This window comes from Mesorhizobium cantuariense, from assembly GCF_042647205.1.
Lineage (GTDB): Bacteria > Pseudomonadota > Alphaproteobacteria > Rhizobiales > Rhizobiaceae > Mesorhizobium > Mesorhizobium cantuariense.
Map to the genome: position 1 here is coordinate 5,702,398 of NZ_JBHRVD010000001.1, position 18,550 is coordinate 5,720,947.

At 63.0% G+C, this 18,550-nt stretch carries 18 protein-coding genes; 12 read left to right on the forward strand and 6 right to left on the reverse strand.

All coding sequences use genetic code 11. From position 1 onward, the window contains the following. The first annotated feature begins 72 nt into the window (after window positions 1-72). The 4 genes from phnC (at window position 73) to phnE (ACFOJ9_RS27830) (ending at window position 4,496) form a co-directional block, all read left to right on the forward strand. Window positions 73-930: a phosphonate ABC transporter ATP-binding protein gene (phnC, locus tag ACFOJ9_RS27815; protein WP_378983475.1), complete on the forward strand. Its 858-nt coding sequence runs from the start codon at window positions 73-75 to the stop codon at window positions 928-930. Between the two features lie 171 nt (window positions 931-1,101). Beyond that, on the forward strand, window positions 1,102-2,010 hold the full coding sequence (gene phnD, locus ACFOJ9_RS27820; protein ID WP_378983478.1) for a phosphonate ABC transporter substrate-binding protein: 909 nt from the start codon (window positions 1,102-1,104) through the stop codon (window positions 2,008-2,010). 159 nt (window positions 2,011-2,169) lie between these two features. Next, window positions 2,170-3,129 carry a phosphonate ABC transporter, permease protein PhnE gene (gene phnE / locus ACFOJ9_RS27825; protein ID WP_378983482.1) on the forward strand — a complete coding sequence of 320 codons (960 nt, stop codon included), beginning with the start codon at window positions 2,170-2,172 and terminating at the stop codon, window positions 3,127-3,129. A 2-nt stretch (window positions 3,130-3,131) separates the two neighbouring features. Further along, window positions 3,132-4,496: a phosphonate ABC transporter, permease protein PhnE gene (gene phnE, locus ACFOJ9_RS27830; protein WP_378983485.1), complete on the forward strand. Its 1,365-nt coding sequence runs from the start codon at window positions 3,132-3,134 to the stop codon at window positions 4,494-4,496. A gap of 366 nt (window positions 4,497-4,862) precedes the next feature. On the opposite strand, the gene ACFOJ9_RS27835 is transcribed toward phnE (ACFOJ9_RS27830), so the two are convergent. The 3 genes from ACFOJ9_RS27835 to ACFOJ9_RS27845 all read right to left on the reverse strand — a co-directional run bounded on the left by ACFOJ9_RS27835 (window position 4,863) and on the right by ACFOJ9_RS27845 (window position 8,116). Next, window positions 4,863-5,714, reverse strand: a complete 852-nt coding sequence (locus ACFOJ9_RS27835; RefSeq protein WP_378983488.1) for a sugar phosphate isomerase/epimerase family protein — start codon at window positions 5,712-5,714, stop codon at window positions 4,863-4,865. 33 nt (window positions 5,715-5,747) lie between these two features. Further along, window positions 5,748-6,935, reverse strand: coding sequence for a Gfo/Idh/MocA family protein (locus tag ACFOJ9_RS27840; protein ID WP_378983490.1), 1,188 nt, complete (start codon window positions 6,933-6,935; stop codon window positions 5,748-5,750). Window positions 6,936-7,060: 125 nt separating this feature from the next. Then, the gene (locus ACFOJ9_RS27845) at window positions 7,061-8,116 is read right to left on the reverse strand and encodes a sugar phosphate isomerase/epimerase family protein (protein WP_378983493.1); all 1,056 of its coding nucleotides are present in this window, start codon (window positions 8,114-8,116) and stop codon (window positions 7,061-7,063) included. Window positions 8,117-8,516: 400 nt separating this feature from the next. Here ACFOJ9_RS27845 and ACFOJ9_RS27850 point away from each other — a divergent pair, with 400 nt between their 5' ends. The 5 genes from ACFOJ9_RS27850 to ACFOJ9_RS27870 are packed head-to-tail and all read left to right on the forward strand — an operon-like array spanning window position 8,517 to window position 12,761. After that, the gene (locus ACFOJ9_RS27850; protein ID WP_378983496.1) at window positions 8,517-9,404 is read left to right on the forward strand and encodes a sugar phosphate isomerase/epimerase family protein; all 888 of its coding nucleotides are present in this window, start codon (window positions 8,517-8,519) and stop codon (window positions 9,402-9,404) included. A gap of 58 nt (window positions 9,405-9,462) precedes the next feature. After that, on the forward strand, window positions 9,463-10,632 hold the full coding sequence (locus ACFOJ9_RS27855) for a mandelate racemase/muconate lactonizing enzyme family protein (protein WP_378983498.1): 1,170 nt from the start codon (window positions 9,463-9,465) through the stop codon (window positions 10,630-10,632). Between the two features lie 2 nt (window positions 10,633-10,634). After that, the gene (locus tag ACFOJ9_RS27860) at window positions 10,635-11,351 is read left to right on the forward strand and encodes a FadR/GntR family transcriptional regulator (protein ID WP_378983501.1); all 717 of its coding nucleotides are present in this window, start codon (window positions 10,635-10,637) and stop codon (window positions 11,349-11,351) included. A 1-nt stretch (window position 11,352) separates the two neighbouring features. Next, window positions 11,353-12,333: a hydroxyacid dehydrogenase gene (locus ACFOJ9_RS27865; RefSeq protein ID WP_378983504.1), complete on the forward strand. Its 981-nt coding sequence runs from the start codon at window positions 11,353-11,355 to the stop codon at window positions 12,331-12,333. A gap of 41 nt (window positions 12,334-12,374) precedes the next feature. Continuing rightward, entirely contained in the window at window positions 12,375-12,761 is a 387-nt protein-coding gene (locus ACFOJ9_RS27870; RefSeq protein ID WP_378983507.1) for a hypothetical protein, read from the forward strand. An 18-nt stretch (window positions 12,762-12,779) separates the two neighbouring features. Here the strand turns inward: ACFOJ9_RS27870 and ACFOJ9_RS27875 are convergent, their stop codons facing one another. Continuing rightward, a complete protein-coding gene (locus tag ACFOJ9_RS27875) occupies window positions 12,780-14,078 on the reverse strand; it encodes an amidase (protein WP_378983510.1) in 1,299 nt (432 codons plus the stop codon). 106 nt (window positions 14,079-14,184) lie between these two features. On the opposite strand from ACFOJ9_RS27875, the gene ACFOJ9_RS27880 reads away from it, so the two are divergent. Then, entirely contained in the window at window positions 14,185-14,532 is a 348-nt protein-coding gene (locus ACFOJ9_RS27880) for a GFA family protein (protein WP_378983513.1), read from the forward strand. Between the two features lie 51 nt (window positions 14,533-14,583). Here the strand turns inward: ACFOJ9_RS27880 and ACFOJ9_RS27885 are convergent, their stop codons facing one another. Beyond that, window positions 14,584-15,492 (reverse strand): SDR family oxidoreductase, encoded by a 909-nt coding sequence (locus tag ACFOJ9_RS27885; RefSeq protein WP_378983516.1) that lies wholly within the window; start codon window positions 15,490-15,492, stop codon window positions 14,584-14,586. Between the two features lie 99 nt (window positions 15,493-15,591). On the opposite strand from ACFOJ9_RS27885, the gene ACFOJ9_RS27890 reads away from it, so the two are divergent. Beyond that, window positions 15,592-16,170, forward strand: coding sequence for a TetR/AcrR family transcriptional regulator (locus ACFOJ9_RS27890; protein ID WP_378983518.1), 579 nt, complete (start codon window positions 15,592-15,594; stop codon window positions 16,168-16,170). Between the two features lie 50 nt (window positions 16,171-16,220). Here ACFOJ9_RS27890 and ACFOJ9_RS27895 read toward each other — a convergent pair whose 3' ends face one another. Continuing rightward, entirely contained in the window at window positions 16,221-17,435 is a 1,215-nt protein-coding gene (locus ACFOJ9_RS27895) for an MFS transporter (protein WP_378983520.1), read from the reverse strand. 91 nt (window positions 17,436-17,526) lie between these two features. On the opposite strand from ACFOJ9_RS27895, the gene ACFOJ9_RS27900 reads away from it, so the two are divergent. Continuing rightward, complete coding sequence (locus ACFOJ9_RS27900; RefSeq protein ID WP_378983523.1) at window positions 17,527-18,510, forward strand: AraC family transcriptional regulator; 984 nt, start codon at window positions 17,527-17,529, stop codon at window positions 18,508-18,510. Window positions 18,511-18,550 lie beyond the last annotated feature (40 nt).

The window sequence follows — 18,550 nt, forward strand, 5'->3', positions numbered from 1 at the left end:
GACACGGCAGGTTCATGTGGCTGCGTTAGGCGAGAGCCTGACGATCAATGGTCCGGACTGGAACCTGCCCCCATGCCAGCAACCTCTGCCACGCTCGAAATCCGCGGTGTCACCCGACGATTTGGCAAGAACACCGCCGTCAGCGATATCAACATCGCGATCCCACAGGGTCAGATGGTTGGCATCATCGGCCGTTCGGGCGCTGGCAAATCGACCCTTCTTCGCATGATCAATCGTCTCATCGATCCCAGCCAGGGGTCGATTTTTTTTAACGGCGCCGAGGTCTCCCAGCTGCGCGGTTCGCCACTGCGGCGCTGGCAACGCGATTGCGCCATGATCTTCCAGCAGTTCAACCTGGTGCCGCGCCTCGACGTGCTGACCAATGTGCTGCTCGGGAAATTGAACCACCGTTCGACCGTGTCCAACCTTCTCGGCATGTTTTCCCGCGCCGAGTGCGCCGAAGCTGTCGCCGCGCTCGAGCGGCTCGATATCGCCCGCACCGCGCTGCAGCCGGCCGGCACGCTGTCGGGCGGCCAGCAGCAGCGCGTCGCCATTGCCCGTGCCATGATGCAGCAGCCCAAGGTGATCCTCGCCGACGAGCCGATCGCCTCGCTCGACCCGCTCAACGCCAAGGTGGTGATGGATTCGCTGCAGGACATCAATTTGCGCGAAGGCATCACCGTCGTCACCAATCTGCACACGCTGGATACCGCCCGCACCTATTGCAACCGCATCATCGGCATGGCCGCCGGCAAGGTCGTCTTCGACGGCCCGCCGGAAGAGCTCAACCGCGAGGCCGTGCGTCTCGTCTATGGCGCCGACAGCAATGGCGGCGAAATTTCCGAGGCCATCACCTCGACCAGCGTTGCCTTCAGCCGAAAGATCGCCGCATCCGCCGGACCGCTCGAGCCCGCATTCCCGGGATATTGAGTCCATGATCCCGAAAAGTGGAAACCGGTTTTCTCGGGCAAACGGGAACCGTTTTGTCCAGAGATCATGGACCAAAAAAGAGCGGTTGGGATCGCCAGCCCACGTCAAGGGCACCTGTCAAAATCGATAACGCTGCCGGCGCGGGGCCGGAACCTACAGGAGAGATAACAGATGTTCAGGAAGATGGTTTTTGGCGCCGTTTCGGTGCTCGCCATGGCGACCAGCATGGCCCATTCCGCCGACATGAAGGAATTTCGCGTCGGCATTCTCGGCGGTGAAAACGAAACCGACCGGCTGCGCAACTACAAGTGCCTCGCCGATCATCTGAAGGCCGAATTCGGCTTCGAAAAGGTCTCGCTGTTCCCCGCCGCCGACTATGACGGCGTCATCCAGGGTCTGCTCGGCGGCACACTCGACTTCGCCGAACTCGGCGCTTCCGGCTATGCCAGCGTCGTTCTCAAGGACCCTAAGGCGGTCACCCCGATCCTCACCACCCAGCAGACCGACGGCGCCACCGGCTATTATTCGATCGGCCTGGCACTGAAGTCCTCCGGCATCACCGACATCAAGTCGGCCAAAGGCAAGAAACTCGGCTATGCCGATCCGGATTCGACCTCCGGCTATCTGATCCCGCTGACCCAGATTCCGAAGGACACCGGCGCTTCGAACGAGACGTTCTTCGCTTCGACCCAGTTCAACGGCGGCCATGAGAACAACATCCTCGCCGTGCGCGACGGCAAGGTCGACGTGGCGGTAGACGATTCCTCGGGCGTCGGCGACTTCAAGAACGGCTTCAGCTCTGGCAGCTTCCACAAGGTAGTCGCCAAGGGCGCAGTCGACCCCAACGACTTCGTCGAAGTCTGGCGCTCGGGCCTGATCCCGAACGGCCCGCTGGTCGTGCGCACCGCGCTCGGCGACGACATGACCGCCAAGCTGGCCGCCTTCTTCACCGCCTTGCCGACCAAGGACAAGGCTTGCTTCGAAGGCGTCGAAGGCGGCGACTTTACCGGCTACGTCCCGGTGAAGGCGGACTTCTACAACGTCATCGTCGAGGCCCGTAAGGCAGCCATCGGCGGCTAACGGCGAAATCAGAAGGGCGGTGTTCACTAAAGCGACGTGCGTCCACTTGGACGCACAAAGTACGCTTTAGCATCATGGATTGCCGCATCGGACTTTCCGAAAATCGGACTTCGATTTTCGGGCCGATGCAGCAGCACCGCCCTTTCTGCATCTCCGATCATGACCATTTCAGTGACAGCCCCCTCCGGCGCCACCCACCAGATGGCCGATGCCTGGCGAAGCCAGACGTCCCTGCGCCGGCTCTATACAGCACTCGGCGTTGGCTTGCTGCTTGTCGCGATGTTTTCCAGCATGTGGTTTGCCGACGAAGCCAATGCCGGGCACTTCTTCGACCGTCTGCCCCATATCCTGGATTTCCTGAGCTGGCTGGTTCCCAAGGACTGGAACGACGTCTGGCGCGCGCTGTTCGACATCGCCTCCCCCCATGACACCGGCACCCAGGAATTCAACTTCCCACTCGGCCGCGTTCATGTCTGGGGCGGGCTCTACATCCCCGAATATTTCGAGCTGATGCTGACCACGGTGAATGTGGCGCTGGTCTCGACCTTTATCGGCTTTGTCTTCGCCGTGCCCTTCTCTTTCATCGCGGCGCGCAATCTGACGCCGCACCCGGTGCTGCGGCTCATCGTCAAGCGCCTCATGGAATTGCTGCGCGCCTTTCCCGAAATCGTCATTGCCGGCCTCTTCGCCGCAATCGTCTCGACCGGTCCCATCGCCGCCATCATCGCCATCGGCCTGCATTCGATCGGCGCACTCGGCAAGCTGTTCTACGAGATCAACGAGAACATCGACATGCGTGCCGAGGAAGGCTTGACGGCGGTCGGCGCCAACTGGTTCGAGCGGGTGCGCTTCGCCGACCTGCCGCAGGTGCTGCCCAACTTCATGTCCTATACGCTGCTGCGAATCGAGATCAATGTCCGGGCCTCGACCATCATCGGCGCCGTCGGCGGCGGCGGCATCGGTGAAGAGTTGAAACTCTCCATCTCGCGCGGCTTCGGCGCCAAGACGCTGGCGCTGGTGCTGCTGCTGTTCACGACCATCTTCATCATCGACCAGTTCTCCGCCTGGCTGCGCCGCAAATTGGTCGGCGAACAGGCCTTTTTGATGAGCGCCACCTGACCATGGCCATGACCGTCGATGAAATCAAAGCGATCGAGGAACGCTACCCGCACGTGTTCCGGCGTCCGGCGTACAGGCGCTTCGGTCCGCTGCTCCTGTTCGTCGGCACGCTCCTCTATCTCGTCTATGCCTTATGGTTCTTCAGCCTGCCGCAGGTGTTGCGCGAATCGCATTGGGAACGGCTGCCGCTCTTCCTGACGCAATGGGTCAGCTACGATCTGCAACCGGAATTCCGGCTCCACCAGCCGGAGATTACGCCCAAATATCCGCGTTTCTCGGCGCTGGGCGAGAATCCAAATCCGGATTGGGTAATCAAGAACGCCGACGGTTCCTTCACCGTGCGGATCGACGGCCAGGCCAAATCGGTCACGTTCGACAAGACCTATGCGACGATTGTCGCTCATGGACAGACAGTGCCGGTGGCGCTGACCAGCGGCAAGCCGGTGATCTCGGGCCCGGTGCCGGACTGGGTGACCGTGCATGACGATGAGATCGTCGCCAAGATGGGCTTTGTCGGGGAGGTGCGCGTCACCGTGGACCGGGTCAAAGTCCGCAAACGTTTCCTCGGTTGGGCAAATTTCGTCTTCGACACGCGCTCGCCTTTCTTCGGCAAGTCGGCAAGCGAAGTGGCCTCGCTGATCGTCTCCGGACCCGAACTCAAGCCGGGCACATCCAATCTGGCGCTGGCCGGCGACAACATCTGGAACAACGCCCAGTGGCAACATGGCGATGTCTGGACGAAACTCTTGCAGACCATCGTCATGGCCTTTCTCGGCACCATGCTGGGCGGCATCGTCGCCTTCCCGCTCGCTTTCTTCGCCGCCCGCAACATCACGCCCAGCCGGCTGGTCAACCAGGTGCTCAAGCGCTTCTTCGACTTCATGCGCTCCATCGACATGCTGATCTGGGCGCTGTTCTTCACCCGCGCTTTCGGTCCCGGCCCACTGGCAGGCAGTGCCGCCATCTTCTTCACCGAGATCGGCACCCTCGGCAAAGTCTATTCGGAAAGCCTCGAGAACATCGACGACAAGCCACGCGAAGGCATCAAGTCGACCGGCGCCAATGGCTTGCTGGTGCAGCGCTATGGCGTGATGCCGGAAGTCATACCCATCTTCATCAGCCAGACGCTCTACCAGTGGGAATCCAACACCCGCGGCGCAACCATCATCGGCGCTGTCGGCGCCGGTGGCATCGGCCTGAAGCTGTGGGAAGCGATGCGCACCAACTCCAACTGGGCCAACGTCTTCTACATGGTGCTGATGATCCTGCTGGTCGTCTTCATCTTCGACAACATTTCCAATTTCTTGCGCCGCCGGCTGAGCCGGACAATCCACGATTACAACAGGATCCAGGCCGAGCAGGGTTAGCCTTGTGGCGCAGAAGCGCAAGCATCGTCTCGCTCGGCGCCAAAGGTCGACCCCCACTCCGTCGAGCTGCGCTCGACACCTCTCCCCCGATCGATGGGGCAGAGGAAGGGCGCAAGGCAGTCCGAGTCGGCACCCGTCCTCCAAGGCCGAGGCATTCTTCTTCTCCCCGCGCCACCACGCTTCCTTTCCTCTCCCTCCGGAGGGGGGAGAGGTGGCTCGGCGAAGCCGAGACGGAGTGGGGGAACCACCTGGCAACCGCCGCGAACGCAAATCGAATGGACTAGTCTAGGCGCATCATCGTCTCGCCTCGCGCCTAGGGTCGCCGACGCAGGTCTTCTTCGCGTGACTATCGCCCGATCAGGGAGCCTAAACCGCCCTCTTCCACCCGTTCCTGATATGCTTATACCCGTCTCGATACACCGCTTCCGGGCTCTCGGAAAAATCGCGCCACACCTTGGTTGCCGCAGCCAAATCCTTCAGCGAACGGCCGAACGCCTCGATCGTCAGCCAGTCGTCATAACCGCTTTTGCGGATGGCCGAGAATGTTTCTGTCCACGGAATGTTGCCGCGCCCCGGCACGCCGCGATCGTTCTCAGAGATATGGATATGCACGACATTCCGGCGGTGTTTTGTATAGGCGCCGATCGGGTCGGCCTCCTCGATATTGGCATGGAAAGTATCGTACATCGCCTTTATGTGCGGCCGGTCGATGACGTCGATATGCTCCGAGAGGTCCGCCATCGTGTTGAGGAGATAGCATTCGAAGCGGTTGAGCGCCTCGAGGCCGATGGTGACGCCCTTCTTGCCGGCATAGTCGCCGATCGCGCGTTGCGAGGCGACCGAGCGCTTCTTCTCGGCAGCCGTCGGCCCAGAACCGGAAAACGCGCCGAGCGTCGAATGCAGCGGGCCGCTCAGCGTGCTGGCGTCAAGCGCATTGGCGCAGTCGATAGCCCATTTCATGTAGTCGACGCCGGCCTTGCGCGTTGCCGCATCGGCCGCGATTAGGTTCATCGCCGGATCGCCCATTGCCGAGACAGCCGTTCGCTCCAGCCCGATGCGGTCGAGCAGTTCGCCGAGCTTCTTATAATCGTCGGGCGTGCCGGCGAAGATCGGTATCTCGACGCCATCGAAGCCGGTCGCCTTGATATCGCGCAGCAGTGGCTCGTGTTTCTTCGACACGGCCGTCGTCCACAAGAACATGCACATGCCGATTTTCATCGACGCCCCTCCCCTTGGATCCCCCGGATTTTTTTAGAGCTTCGTCCACGCCCCATTCTTCTTCGACGACTTCACGCAGGCCTCGATGAAGGCCATGCCCTCGACGCCGTCCTGGATGGTCGGGAAGACGACGTCCTTTGCCGGCTTGCCGCCCTTCCTGCGCGCCGCGCGGATCGCGCGTGCGGCCTCCTGGTAGATGTTGGCGAAGCCTTCGAGATAGCCCTCGGGATGGCCCGACGGCACGCGGCTGACACGGCCCGCCACCGGCAGCGCGCCGGCGCCGTTGCGGGTGATCAGCTGCTTCGGCTGGCCGAACGGCATGTACCAGAGATAGTTCGGGTCGGCCTGCACCCATTCCAGCCCGCCCTTCGAGCCATAGATGCGCAGCTTCAGCCCGTTCTCGTGACCCGGCGCCACCTGGCTTGCCCAGATCATGCCCTTGGCCGGATGCGTCTTGCCCTCAGGCTTGAAGCGCAGCATGACGTTGACGTTGTCATCGAGCAGCCGTCCCGGCACGAAGGCGTCGAGGTCGGCTGAAAGGGAGTCCAGCTCCAGCCCGGAGACGAAGCGGGCGAGATTATAGGCATGCGTGCCGATATCGCCCAGCGCGCCGCCGGCGCCTGCCTGTTTCGGATCGCCGCGCCACGCCGCCTGTTTCTGGCCGGTGGCGGCCAGATCCTCGGTCAGCCAGTCCTGCGGATATTCGGACTGGACGATGCGGATGTCGCCCAGCACGCCCTTGGCGACCATCTCGCGCGCCTGCCGCACCATCGGATAGGCGGTGTAGTTGTGCGTCAGCACGAACACCTTGCCGGTCTTCTCGACCACGGCCGCCAGCTTCCTGGCTTCGGCGAGCGTCGTTGCCAGCGGCTTGTCGCAGATGACGTGGATGCCGGCCTCAAGGAATGCCTTTGCCGCCGGTACATGGACATTGTTCGGCGTGACGATGGCCACCGCCTCGATGCCGTCGGGTCGCTTCGCCTCGGCCTTGGCCATCTCGGCATAGGACGCATAGCTGCGGTCCGGATCGAGGCCGAGTTCGGCGGCCGAGGCCTTTGCACGAGCCGGGTCGGATGACAAAGCGCCGGCGACCAGCACGAAATCATTGTCCAGGCGCGCCGCGATCCGGTGCACCGCGCCGATGAAGGCGCCTTGCCCGCCGCCAACCATGCCGTAGCGGATCGGGCCGCCTCCCGTTTCCGACTTCGATGCGCCGACCATGTTTTTCTCCTCGCTGTTGTTCACCTCCCCCTTGAGGGGAGGTCGATCCGCGCAGCGGATCGGGTGGGGTCGTAGAGGCAGAGCTCGGCATGAACCCTCCCCTCGAGGGGGAGGGGAAAGGCTCGCTAAATCCCCATCATCCCGCGCAGCACCTCCTTGTCCGTAGCGCCACCGGCGAAATCGTCGAATGCCTTTTCCGTCACCCGGATGATGTGATGCTCGATGAATGGTGCGCCCTCTGCCGCACCATCCTCCGGATGCTTCAGGCAGCACTCCCACTCCAGCACCGCCCAGGAATCATAATTGTACTGCGTCAGCTTGGAGAAGATGCCGCCGAAATCCACCTGCCCGTCGCCCAGCGAACGGAAGCGGCCGGCGCGGTTGGTCCAGCTCTGATAGCCGGAATAGACGCCTTGCCGGCCGGTCGGATTGAACTCGGCGTCCTTGACGTGGAACGCCTTGATGCGCTCGTGATAGATGTCGATGAATTCGAGATAGTCGAGCTGCTGCAGCAGGAAGTGCGACGGATCGTAATTGATGTTGCAGCGCTTGTGGCCGCCGACCGCATCGAGGAACATCTCGAAGGTGGCGCCGTCGAACACGTCCTCGCCGGGATGGATCTCGTAGCCGACATCGACGCCATTGTCCTCATAGACATCGAGGATCGGCTTCCAGCGCTTGCCGAGTTCGGCGAAGGCTTCCTCGATCAGCCCGGCCGGCCGCTGCGGCCAGGGGTAGAGGTAAGGAAAGGCTAGTGCTCCGGAAAAGGACACCGAAGCCTTCAGGCCAAGGTTCTTCGACGCCTTGGCGCCGAACGTCATCTGCTCGACCGCCCATTTCTGCCGCGCCTTCGGATTGTTGTGTACCGAAGCCGGCGCAAAGCCGTCGAACTGCGCGTCATAGGCCGGATGCACCGCCACCAATTGCCCCTGCAGATGCGTCGACAGCTCGGTGATCTCGACGCCGGCGTCAGCGCAGATGCCCTTCACCTCGTCGCAATAGGCCTTGGAGGAGGCTGCCTTCTTGAGATCGAACAGGCGCGCGTCCCAGGTCGGGATCTGCACGCCCTTGTAGCCGATACCGGCCGCCCATTTGGCGATCAACGCCAGCGAGTTGAACGGCGCGGCATCGCCCGCGAACTGCGCCAGAAACAGTCCAGGGCCCTTCATTGTCGTCGGCATCGGCATCCTCCCTCATTGTTCTCGCGACCGAGCATAGCGCCGATTGGAAGCAGGGCCAGCCACTTTGGTCTTTTCTCAACGGGCGCTTGCACGCGCCACCATTCTGGTATTACCAAATATGCGAATTTGGTCAAGCCTCGCGATGCGTCATCATGGCCCCATGATCACACGAGATAAGGATAAATATCTCAATATAATCAAAGAAATAATTCGCACAGAAAGTCGCATTCCCGCGCTTCTTGCCGTCCCGGAGAATTTGCTGTAGACCTCGCTTCAGGCCCAATTGGTCGAACCAGTTTGCGAGAAAGGACTGGGGATGCCTTGGGGAGGAACCCTTGCGCCGCCTTTTGGCGATGCATGTCGCAGGCGAACCATAGAGACGAGTTGGGAAGGACAGACCATGCATCTTTCGACGCACAATTGGATGCGCGCGGAACCGTTGGAGACGACACTCAAGCGCATCAAGAAATTCGGCTATGAGTCGATCGAGATTTCCGGCGAGCCCGAACAATACAAGACCAAGGAGACGCGGGCGCTGCTGAAGGAGCATGGCATCCGCTGCTGGGGCGCGGTGACGCTGATGCTGGGCGAGCGCAACCTTGCGGCCAAGAACCAGGGCCAGCGCGAGCGCTCCGTTCAGTATGTCAAGGACGTGCTGACCATGGTCAGCGAGCTCGACGGCGAGATCATCACGCTGGTTCCGGCGACGGTCGGCAAGGTGGTGCCCGACGGCACCGAGGAAGAGGAATGGAAGTGGGTTGTCGACGCCACCCGTGAATGCTTCACCCATGCCAAGAAGGTCGGCGTCAAGATTGCCGTCGAGCCGCTCAATCGCTTCGAAACCTACCTGTTCAATCGCGGCGCCCAGGCCCTGGCGCTGGCCGACGCGGTCAGTCCCGAATGCGGCGTCTGCCTCGATGCCTACCACATCCACATGGAAGAATTTAACGTCTATGACGCGATCCGGCAGGCCGGAAAGCGCCTGTTCGATTTCCACGTCGCCGACAACAACCGCTTTGCCGCCGGCCTTGGCCAGATCGACTGGCCTAAGATCGTCGCCACCTTGCGGGAGATCGGCTACGACGGCGCGCTGACCAACGAATTCGTAGCACCCGTAGACCGGACGCCGGCGGCCCCCTATCCCGACATGGTCGAGCGCAATCCGGTCGACATCTCACCCGAACAGCTGAAGTTCATCCAGGACCACGGCTCCAGCGTGCTCACGGAAAAGTTCTACACCGACCAGATGCGCATCAACGCCGAAACGTTGCTGGCGCTGATCAAGTAGCCGACTGCCTGTTGGGAATTTGCCCTTCCGTCAGACGGCGGTAGGGCTGGGGAAGAATATGCGCATCAAGACCGTCCAAGCCTGGTGGGTCCGCGTCCCGATCGAAGCCGCTCGGCAACACCGCAGCGACTTCGGCCAGGTGACGACCTTCGACGCCGCCATCCTGCGCATCGAGACCGATGACGGGCTGGTCGGCTGGGGCGAAGGCAAGAACGCCGCCGGCAGCGCCGGCAGCTACGGCGCCCTCGTCCACATGCTGAACCATGAGGTCGGGCCGCAGCTGATCGGCCGCGATCCGGCCGATATCGGCGTCATCTGGGAAATGCTCTACAATGGCGTGCGCCACGACAGCGCCGCGCGCGCCGGCCACGCCATGCCGCAGCTGGCGCGGCGCGGCATGAGCATCGCCGCCATCAGCGCCGTTGACATCGCGCTATGGGACATCCTGGGCAAATCACTCGGTGTGCCGGTCTGGCGGTTGCTCGGCGGCCGCAAGCTCGATCGCATGCCGGCCTACGCATCCGGCGGTTGGGCCGCCGCCGACGTCATCGGCGAGCAGTTGAAGTCCTATATCGCCAAGGGCGGCTTCAAGGCACTGAAGATGCGGGTTGGTGCCATGGACGGCGCAGCACACATTTCCGCCGCCCGCGTCCGCGCCGCACGGCAGGCGCTCGGCCCCGATGTCGAGTTGATGGTCGACGCCCACGGCACCTATACGGTGGCCGAAGCCAAACGCTTCATCCACCTTGTCAACGATTTGGACCTCGCCTGGTTCGAGGAGCCTATCATCGCCGACGACAAGCCCGGCATGGCTGAAGTGCGGGCGTCAGGTGCCGTCCCGATCGCCACCGGTGAAAGCGAGGCGACACGCTATGCCTTCCGCGACCTCGCGGTGCTGAGAGCCGCCGACATCTTCCAGCCGGATCCCGCCTTTTGCGGCGGCATCAGCGAGGCGATGAAGATCGGCACCATCGCCAGCGCCTTCAATTTGCGTTTCGCGCCGCATTTGTGGGCCGGCGCACCCTGCTTCTTCGCCGGCTTGCATGTCTGCGCCGCCTCGCCGTCGAGTTTTACCGTCGAATATTCGCTCGGCGCCAACCCGATGATCCATGACCTGATCGAAGAGACTGTCGAAGCCAAGGACGGTATGATAGCGATCCCGGAAGAACCGGGTCTGGGATTCACCATTTCGGAGCGGTTCCTGGAGGCGCACGCGCAACGCGGTTGACAATGAAAGAAAAGAACCTTCTCGCGGAACTCGCCGCCTACCTGTTCTCCCACTCAGACAAGGAGACCGGCCGAACGCCGTCGGAACGCGAATTGGCGGAGCATTTCGCTGTCAGCCGCGGCCAGATCCGTGAGGCGCTCGCCATCCTCGAAGCCATGCGTATCGTCGAGCGCCGGGCCAAGTCCGGCATCTACATCGATACCAAGCAGGCCAGTGTGGAAGCCATGGCGCTTTTTGCCCGTGCGGGCCTGCCGCTCGACCCGATCCAGATCTACGAGACGGTCGAGCTGCGCAAGATCCACGAGATCAAGGCGGCCGAACTTGCTTGTTCGCGCGCCACCGAGGAGAATTTCGAGCGGCTGCGCGAAATCCTGAAAGCTTCGGAAGAGCGCATCGCCGCCGGCGAAGGCCTTGCCAGGGAAGACCGCGAATTCCACCTGGAGATCGTGCGCGCCACCAAGAACAGCGTCTTCCACAATGTCTGCAGCGTCTACTACATGATGGGCGAGCAGCGCCTGCCGATCTATTTCAACGACCCCGAGCGCAACGTGCGCTCGCATGCCGAGCATATCCAGATCTATGAGGCGCTGCTGCGCCGCGACGGCAATCTCGCCCAGGCGCTGATGAGCGCCCATCTGCAAGGGGCTGAGAGCTACTGGAAAGGCCTGATCGAAGGCCATGGCGAGGAACCTCAAAGCCCGGCACTCGAAAGAGCCTGACATGGCCCGCATCCTCACGACCCACCCCCTGCACCCGCGCGCCTCGGCCATGCTCTCGGGCGCCGGAGAACTCGTCGTCGCCTCCGCCATCGATCCGGCCACGCTGGCCGCCGAGGCGAGGAATGCCGACATCGTCATCGTGCGCGCGCCGCTGCCGCCACAGCTCTTCGACGCAGCGACGCAGCTGAGGGCGGCAATCCGCCATGGTGCCGGGCTCGACATGATCCCGATGGAAGCAGCGACCGCCGCCGGCGTGCTGGTGGCGAACGTGCCGGCGGTCAATGCCCGCTCGGTAGCCGAGCACGTCATGTTTGCGGCGCTCGCCCTGCTTCGCAACTTCCGCGTCGTCGACCGCGACCTGCGCGCAAAAGGCTGGCTCGCCGGCCGCGAGCACACCAATTCCAACAGCGAGCTTGCCGGCAAGACGATCGGCATTGTCGGCCTTGGTGCTGTCGGCCAGGCGGTTGGCCATATCGCCGCGCACGGCTTCGACCTGAAGGTGGTGGCAACGACGCGCAGCATGCAGCCGGCGCCGGAGAAGGTCGGCTTCCTGTCGATCGACGCGCTGGTCGAACAAAGCGACATCATCGTTCTGTGCTGCCCGCTGACGCCGGAAACGCGCGGTCTGATCAACCGGGAGCGGATCGCCCGCATGAAACCGCATGCGCTGCTGATCAATGTGTCGCGCGGGCCGGTCATCGACGACGACGCCCTGATCGAGGCCTTGCAGAAACGCCGCATCGGTGGCGCCGCGCTCGATGTGTTTTCGACGCAGCCGCTGCCGTCAAACCATCCCTATTTCGGCTTCGACAATGTCATCATCACGCCGCACATGGCCGGCATCACCGAGGAATCGATGATGCGCATGGGCGTCGGCGCGGCAGGCGAAGCCTTGCTGGTGCTGGCGGGCAAACTGCCGGTCAATCTGCGCAATCCCGAAGTGGTCGATCATTACCGGCGGCGCTTTCCGCCGAGCGTGTAACACATCGCTGTTTCGCCCCAATTCTCGGCGACGCTGAACCCATGTTCACTCTGCGCTTCGCGTCCCTGGTTGCCGCGTCTTCGATCTGCGCCTTGCCGTCGTTCGCCGCGGCCGAGAGCAGCTACGTCTATTGCGACAACGGGCTGCGCTGCTTCAAGGCGCCGTGCCCGTCGAACAGCGCACTTGACCTCGCCACCGGAGCGATCATCAAGGGCGTGTCGGTCGACCCCAGCGGATTACCGCAGGCCGACAAGGCGATAACGGATCTTTCCGACGCGCTTTATGCCGGAAAGATCGTCGTCAGGGGCTCGATCGAGCACCGCACCCAGACCATCACCGGCAAGGAGTACAACCTGCCCTGGCTGGTCGCGACCCGCATCGTACGGACCGCCAAGGACAGCGAACGCAAGCACTGTTCGTCGCACTGATATTCAGTCCAGCCCTGGTCACGCGCCAAGCAGCGACTCTATTTCAGCAGCAATCCGCAGCAGGCGCCGGTCATGCCCGTTGCGCGCCACCAGCATCAATCCTGCAGGCAGCGTCGTGCCTGGCATCGGCAGCGAGATCGCACAAAGGTCGAACTGGTTGGCGACCTGCGTGTTGCGCAGCAGCAGGCTTTCGGTGCGGTCGCGCAGTTCGGCGTCCTCAGTCATCGCAACGATGGTCGGCGCTGTCACCGGTGTGGTCGGCAGAGCCAGCACATCGACCGATGCCAGCCGCTCGTCCATGGCAGCGGCGAGCGCTGCACGACGGCGCATTGCCCTGATGTAGACCGGCGTCGGCAGCATTGCCGCCCGCGACAAAGGTCCGCTGACGTGCGGGTCGACCGGCACCGATGCCCCTGTCGCCAGCCAGTCGGCATGCACTTCGGCCCCTTCCATCGCCGCGATCGAGCCGCGCTTGGTCGCCACGCGCATGTCGGCAAGCAGATCGTCGATCGACCGGTCCGCCAGGCGCGCACCTGTCTGCTCGATCTTGCGAAGGCTGCGATCGAACGCCGCGGCAACCTCGCTTTCGGTGTCTTCGAAAAGAAGTCCGCGCGGAATGCCGACACGAAGCCCGGCAAGCGGCAGCGACAGGTGCAGTGCCGGCAGTTCCTCGCCGGCCATCGCGGCGTCAGCGACCGCGCATGCAGCGACGCTCAGCGCCAGCGGTCCGATTGAATCCAGCGTTGCGGACAATGGATAGGCGCCGGTCAATGGTACGCGCCGCGCCGTCGGCTTGAAGCCGACGACGTCGTTGAGAGATGCCGGTATGCGCACCGAACCGCCCGTGTCTGAGCCGATGGCGATGTCGCAGGTGCCTTCGCCGACCGAAACGCCGGCGCCCGAAGACGAGCCTCCTGGGATGCGGCTGGCATCCATCGCATTGCCGGGCGTGCCATAGTGCTGGTTGTCACCGATAGCGGTGAAGGCGAATTCGGTCATGTTGGTCTTGCCGATGATCACCGCGCCGGCCTGCCGCAGCCGGCTGACGATCACGGCATCGCGCAGCGGAGGTGCTGCGGTCCTAAGCATCAGCGAGCCGGCCGTGGTTGGTTCGCCGGCGACATCGAACAGGTCCTTGATCGAGATGATGGTGCCGTCGAGCGGCCCCAGTGTTACGCCCGCGCGCTTGCGCGCATCGCTGGCATCAGCCGCGGCCCGTGCGGCTTCGGCATAGAGCTTCGTAAACACCCGTTCTTCGCCGGCACGGGCAGCAAGGCGCGCAAGGATGATTTCCAGATGATCACGGACTGATTGCATTTTCGGTGTCGGACTCCAGATGCCTTGAACGTCCTTGGGGCATGGCTTGCCGAGACTTAACCCGGCGCAGGCGGTTTTGCACCCTGTCGAATGCGAGGAAAATCCGATGCTCTACAAAGGCAGCTGCCACTGCGGCAAGGTCGCCTTCGAATTCAAGGCCGAACTGACCGGCGCCGTGCGGTGCAATTGCTCGATCTGCTCGCGCAAGGGCGCCCTGTTGTGTGCCATCCCGCATGAGACCTTGCAGGTCCTGGCCTGGGGCGATGATCTCGGAAGCTACACATTCGGCAACCATGCCATCGCGCACCGGTTCTGCCGTGGCTGCGGCATTCATCCCTTTGCGGAGGACGTTCGCGAAAGCAGAGAACGCAGTGCCTACATCAACGTCCACTGCATAGCCGATCTCGACCTTTCGACCCTGTCGGTCTTCGATTTCGACGGGCGGTCGGCCTGAAGCAATTCCAGGACAAAGTGCGCAGCGGTTTTCCGTCCGGAACCAAGCTACCTATCGATAGCCCGTCGCATCGGCGGGCTTGCCGGCGTCCTGGACCTCCGGAACATAACGCCAGGCGTCGGGCCGTGAGCCGTCGAGGTCGGTAAAGCCGTAGACCTGCGCCAGCCCACCGCTGGACAGCGACTGCCCGTTCCAGCGCGAGCGATCCGGATCCGCCGCCAAAGCCGCAACGGCGCGACCGACGAAGCGTGGCGTTTCGGAAATGACGAAATGCGGCATCTTGGCAGTGGCGTCGCGCCAATTGTCCTCGCTGACGCCAAAGGCTTCCAGCATCATCTCCGAACGCAGCCAGCCGGGCGTCAGCGACACGGACGTAGCGTCGTGTTTTGCCAGATCCTTGGCATGCGCCCATGCCATCCGCGTCACCGCGACCTTGGCGAGGTCGTAGAAGGGCGACAGCCGGTAGTGATCGGCATTGTATTCGGCCGTGCCGTCTGTGACCTCGACGAGCAGCCCGCCCGGACGTTCGATCAACAGCGGCAGCGCATGGTGCGCGGTGATCAGATGCGTGTCGATGCCAAGCCGCAGCATGCGCAGGCCGTTGTCCAGATTGTGGTCCCAGACCGGCTTGTCCCACTCGAACAGCTTTTCACCACCCCAGATGTCGTTGATCAGGATGTCGAGCCGGCCCTGTTCGGTGCGGATGCGCTCAACCAGCCTGTGCACATCGTCGGACACCAGATGATCGACCTGCACGGCGATGCCCTTGCCTCCGTTCGCGCAGATCAGTTCCGCTGTTTCCTCGATGGTTTCGGGCCGGGCATATTCGGATTGTCGGGCGCGCGTACTGCGCCCGGTGACATAGACGGTGGCGCCGGCTGCGCCAAGTTCGACCGCTATGCCTCGTCCGGCGCCGCGCGTCCCGCCGGCGACCAGGGCAACTTTCCCTTGCAACGTCATTGAACTCTCCCAAAAACGGACTCTCGATCAGACACGGGCTGGCCAGTGCTGCTCACATCATATATATAAATGATCATTCGGTTATATCAGGATGTCAAGATGACCCGGCCAAAAACCCAGTCCGACGAGCAGGTGCTGGAGACCGCGCACCGGCTGATCCACGAGCATGGTCCTGAAGCACTTACCTTCGAGCGTTTGGCGAAGGCTTGCGGTCTCTCCGGTGCAACGCTGGTGCAGCGCTTCAAGAACAAGGCGCAATTGAAACAACGCACCTTGCTGCACGCCTGGGACGGTCTCGACCACAACACCAGAACGCTGGCAGCCACGGTTCCCAGAACTCCAGCCGGTGCGGTGGCGCTGCTGGTGTCACTGTCGCAAGGTTATGGCGGCATCGAGTCCTATGCCGAAGGCCTGCTTGTCCTGCGCGAGGATCTGCGCGATCCCGTGCTCAGGGCGCGGGGTGCGGCCTGGAAGGCATTCCTGTGCGGCGCTCTTGCAACCTGTTTTGCTGAAACGCCCAACCCGCCACGCGACATCGGCCTGCTGATGGCCTCGCATTGGCAAGGCTCGTTGCTGTGGTGGAGCTTTGACCCGGCGATCGAAGTGGCCGCCTATGTCGAGGACAGCCTGAATCGCTTTGTCGCTGCCATCACAACGGCGTCGGCCCGAAAACCGTGATGGTTTTCGGGCCGATGCACAGTGTCAGGGAAACCTGATCTGCTTCGAGGCTACTCGGCGCGCTTCGGGCCGCGCAGGAACACCACGATGGCCGCCAACAGTGTCGCCGCGCCGCAATAGGCGAAGGCGCTGGCCACGCCAGCATGATCAACCAGCAGGCCGCCGAAGACGGCGCCGAGCGCAATCGCAACCTGGAACGTCGCCACCATCAGTCCGCCGGCGCTTTCGGCCTGATCGGGCGCGGCCCGCACCAGCCAGCTCTGCAGCCCGACCGGCACCGCACCGAAAGCGAAGCCCCAGACCGCAACGGCTGCAGCGGCGATCGTGGGCGAAGCTCCGAAAACCAGCATCGAGGCGGCGGCCAGCGCAATCATCAAGGGCGCCAGCGCAACGGCTGCCTTGAGGCTGCGTTCGGCCAGGATGCCGCCGGCGACATTGCCGAAGAAGCCGCCTATGCCATAGGCCAGCAGAACCAGCGAGATCGTCTCGATGTCGAGCACGGGGACCTTCTCGAGGAAGGGGCGGACATAGGTGAAGCCGGCAAAGTGTCCTGAAGCGACCAGCAGCACGACCAGCAGTGCGATCCTGATCGACGGGCGTTCCAGCACATCGAGCAAGGTGCGGAAGCTCGCCACACCCACGGGCGGCAATTTCGGAATGGTGGCCAGTTGCACCAGCAGCGCCAGGGCGGCAACCACAGTGGCGATCATGAAGGCAGTGCGCCAGCCCCAGATGTCACCGACATAGGCACCGACCGGCGCCGCGCAGACCGTCGCCAGCGAAACGCCGGTGAGGATGATCGACATGGCGCGCGGCATCAGCCGCATCGGCACCAGTCGCAGCGCCATGGCCGCCGACATCGCCCAGAAGCCGCCAAGTGCTACGCCGAGCACGACACGGGCAAGCAGAAGCACGGGCAGCGATGAGGCAAAGGTGGCCAGAAGGTTGGACAGGATCAGGAACACCGTCAGCATCCACATCACCAACCTGCGGTCCATGCGCCTGGTGATGATGGCCATGGTGGGTGCGGCAATGGCGCCAACGATCGCGGTTGCCGTCACCGCCTGTCCGGCCACGCCTTCGCTGACGCCGAGATCGCGCGCCATCGGCGTCAGTAGGCTGGCGGGCAGGAACTCCGCGGTGACGAGCCCAAAAACGCCAAGTGCCAGCGAGACCACGGCGCCCCAAGCCGGCTCGGTTCGTTCATCGGAGTCTGCAGAGTTCAAAAGTGTGGCGTCGATGACGCCTGTCGCGGGTTCGGCCATGATCAGTCTCCGATCTGTTTGCAGCGCAGCATTTGGCTGCAACGCAACATAGGGAGTGACTCCTTGGAGTTTCCATGCTAGAAACCCCATCATGCTTGACCATTCGTCCAAAATCCCCATCACTGGCGACCCGCTGACCGACATATTGCGCGGTTTGCGCCTCGATGGCGTCGAGTATGGCCGCTTCGAACTGAAGGAGCCTTGGGGTATTCAGTTCCCGGCCCAACCTGCGGCACGGTTTCATTTCATCGGCCGGAGGGGTTGCTGGCTGAAGCAGCCATCCGGCGAATGGGTGGAACTCAATGCAGGCGACGCGGTGCTGCTGCCGCGCGGTGCAGCACACGTGCTGGCCAGCGAGCCGGGCGCCCAGACCTGGCCAATCCATGGCTACGAAGTCGAGGAGGTCTGCAAGGACGTCTACTGCATGTCGAACGAAGGCATGTCGGAGTGTTGCAGGCCGGGAACCCTGTTGTTTTGCGGCAGCATGTACTTCAATCTCGATGGCCTACATCCCCTGCTCGGCATGATGCCGGACGTGATGCGCACGCATGAGCTGGAAGCCTACGAGCCCGGCATTCCGCATCTCTTGGAATCGATGGCGCGTGAGGTGACGATGGAGCGCGTCGGCTCCGGCGGCATCCTGGCGCGGCTGGCCGACGTGCTTGCCGCCACCGTTATCCGCTCATGGGTCGAACGCGGCTGCGGCGACTCGTCCGGCTGGATCGCCGCGGTCAGGGACCGCGAAATCGGCCGCGTGCTGGCCGCCATTCATCTCGAACCGAACCACGACTGGACGGTCGAGTCGTTGGCCCGGATGATGGGCGCCTCGCGATCGGGATTTGCCGAGCGCTTCGCCACCATCGTCGGCGAAACGCCGGCAAAATATGTCACCCAGGTCAGGATGCATCAGGCGAGACAATGGCTGGTCCGCGACCGGATGAAGATCTCCGTCGTTGCCGCGCGTCTCGGCTATGAATCGGATGCCGCCTTCAGCCGCGCCTTCAAGCGCGTCATCGGCTCAGCCCCCAGCCACCTTCGCGCCGAGGAACAAGCTGATATCCGCCAGGCCAGCTGACGCAGCATGGAGGCCGTGACGGACTGGTGATTCCGAGCTA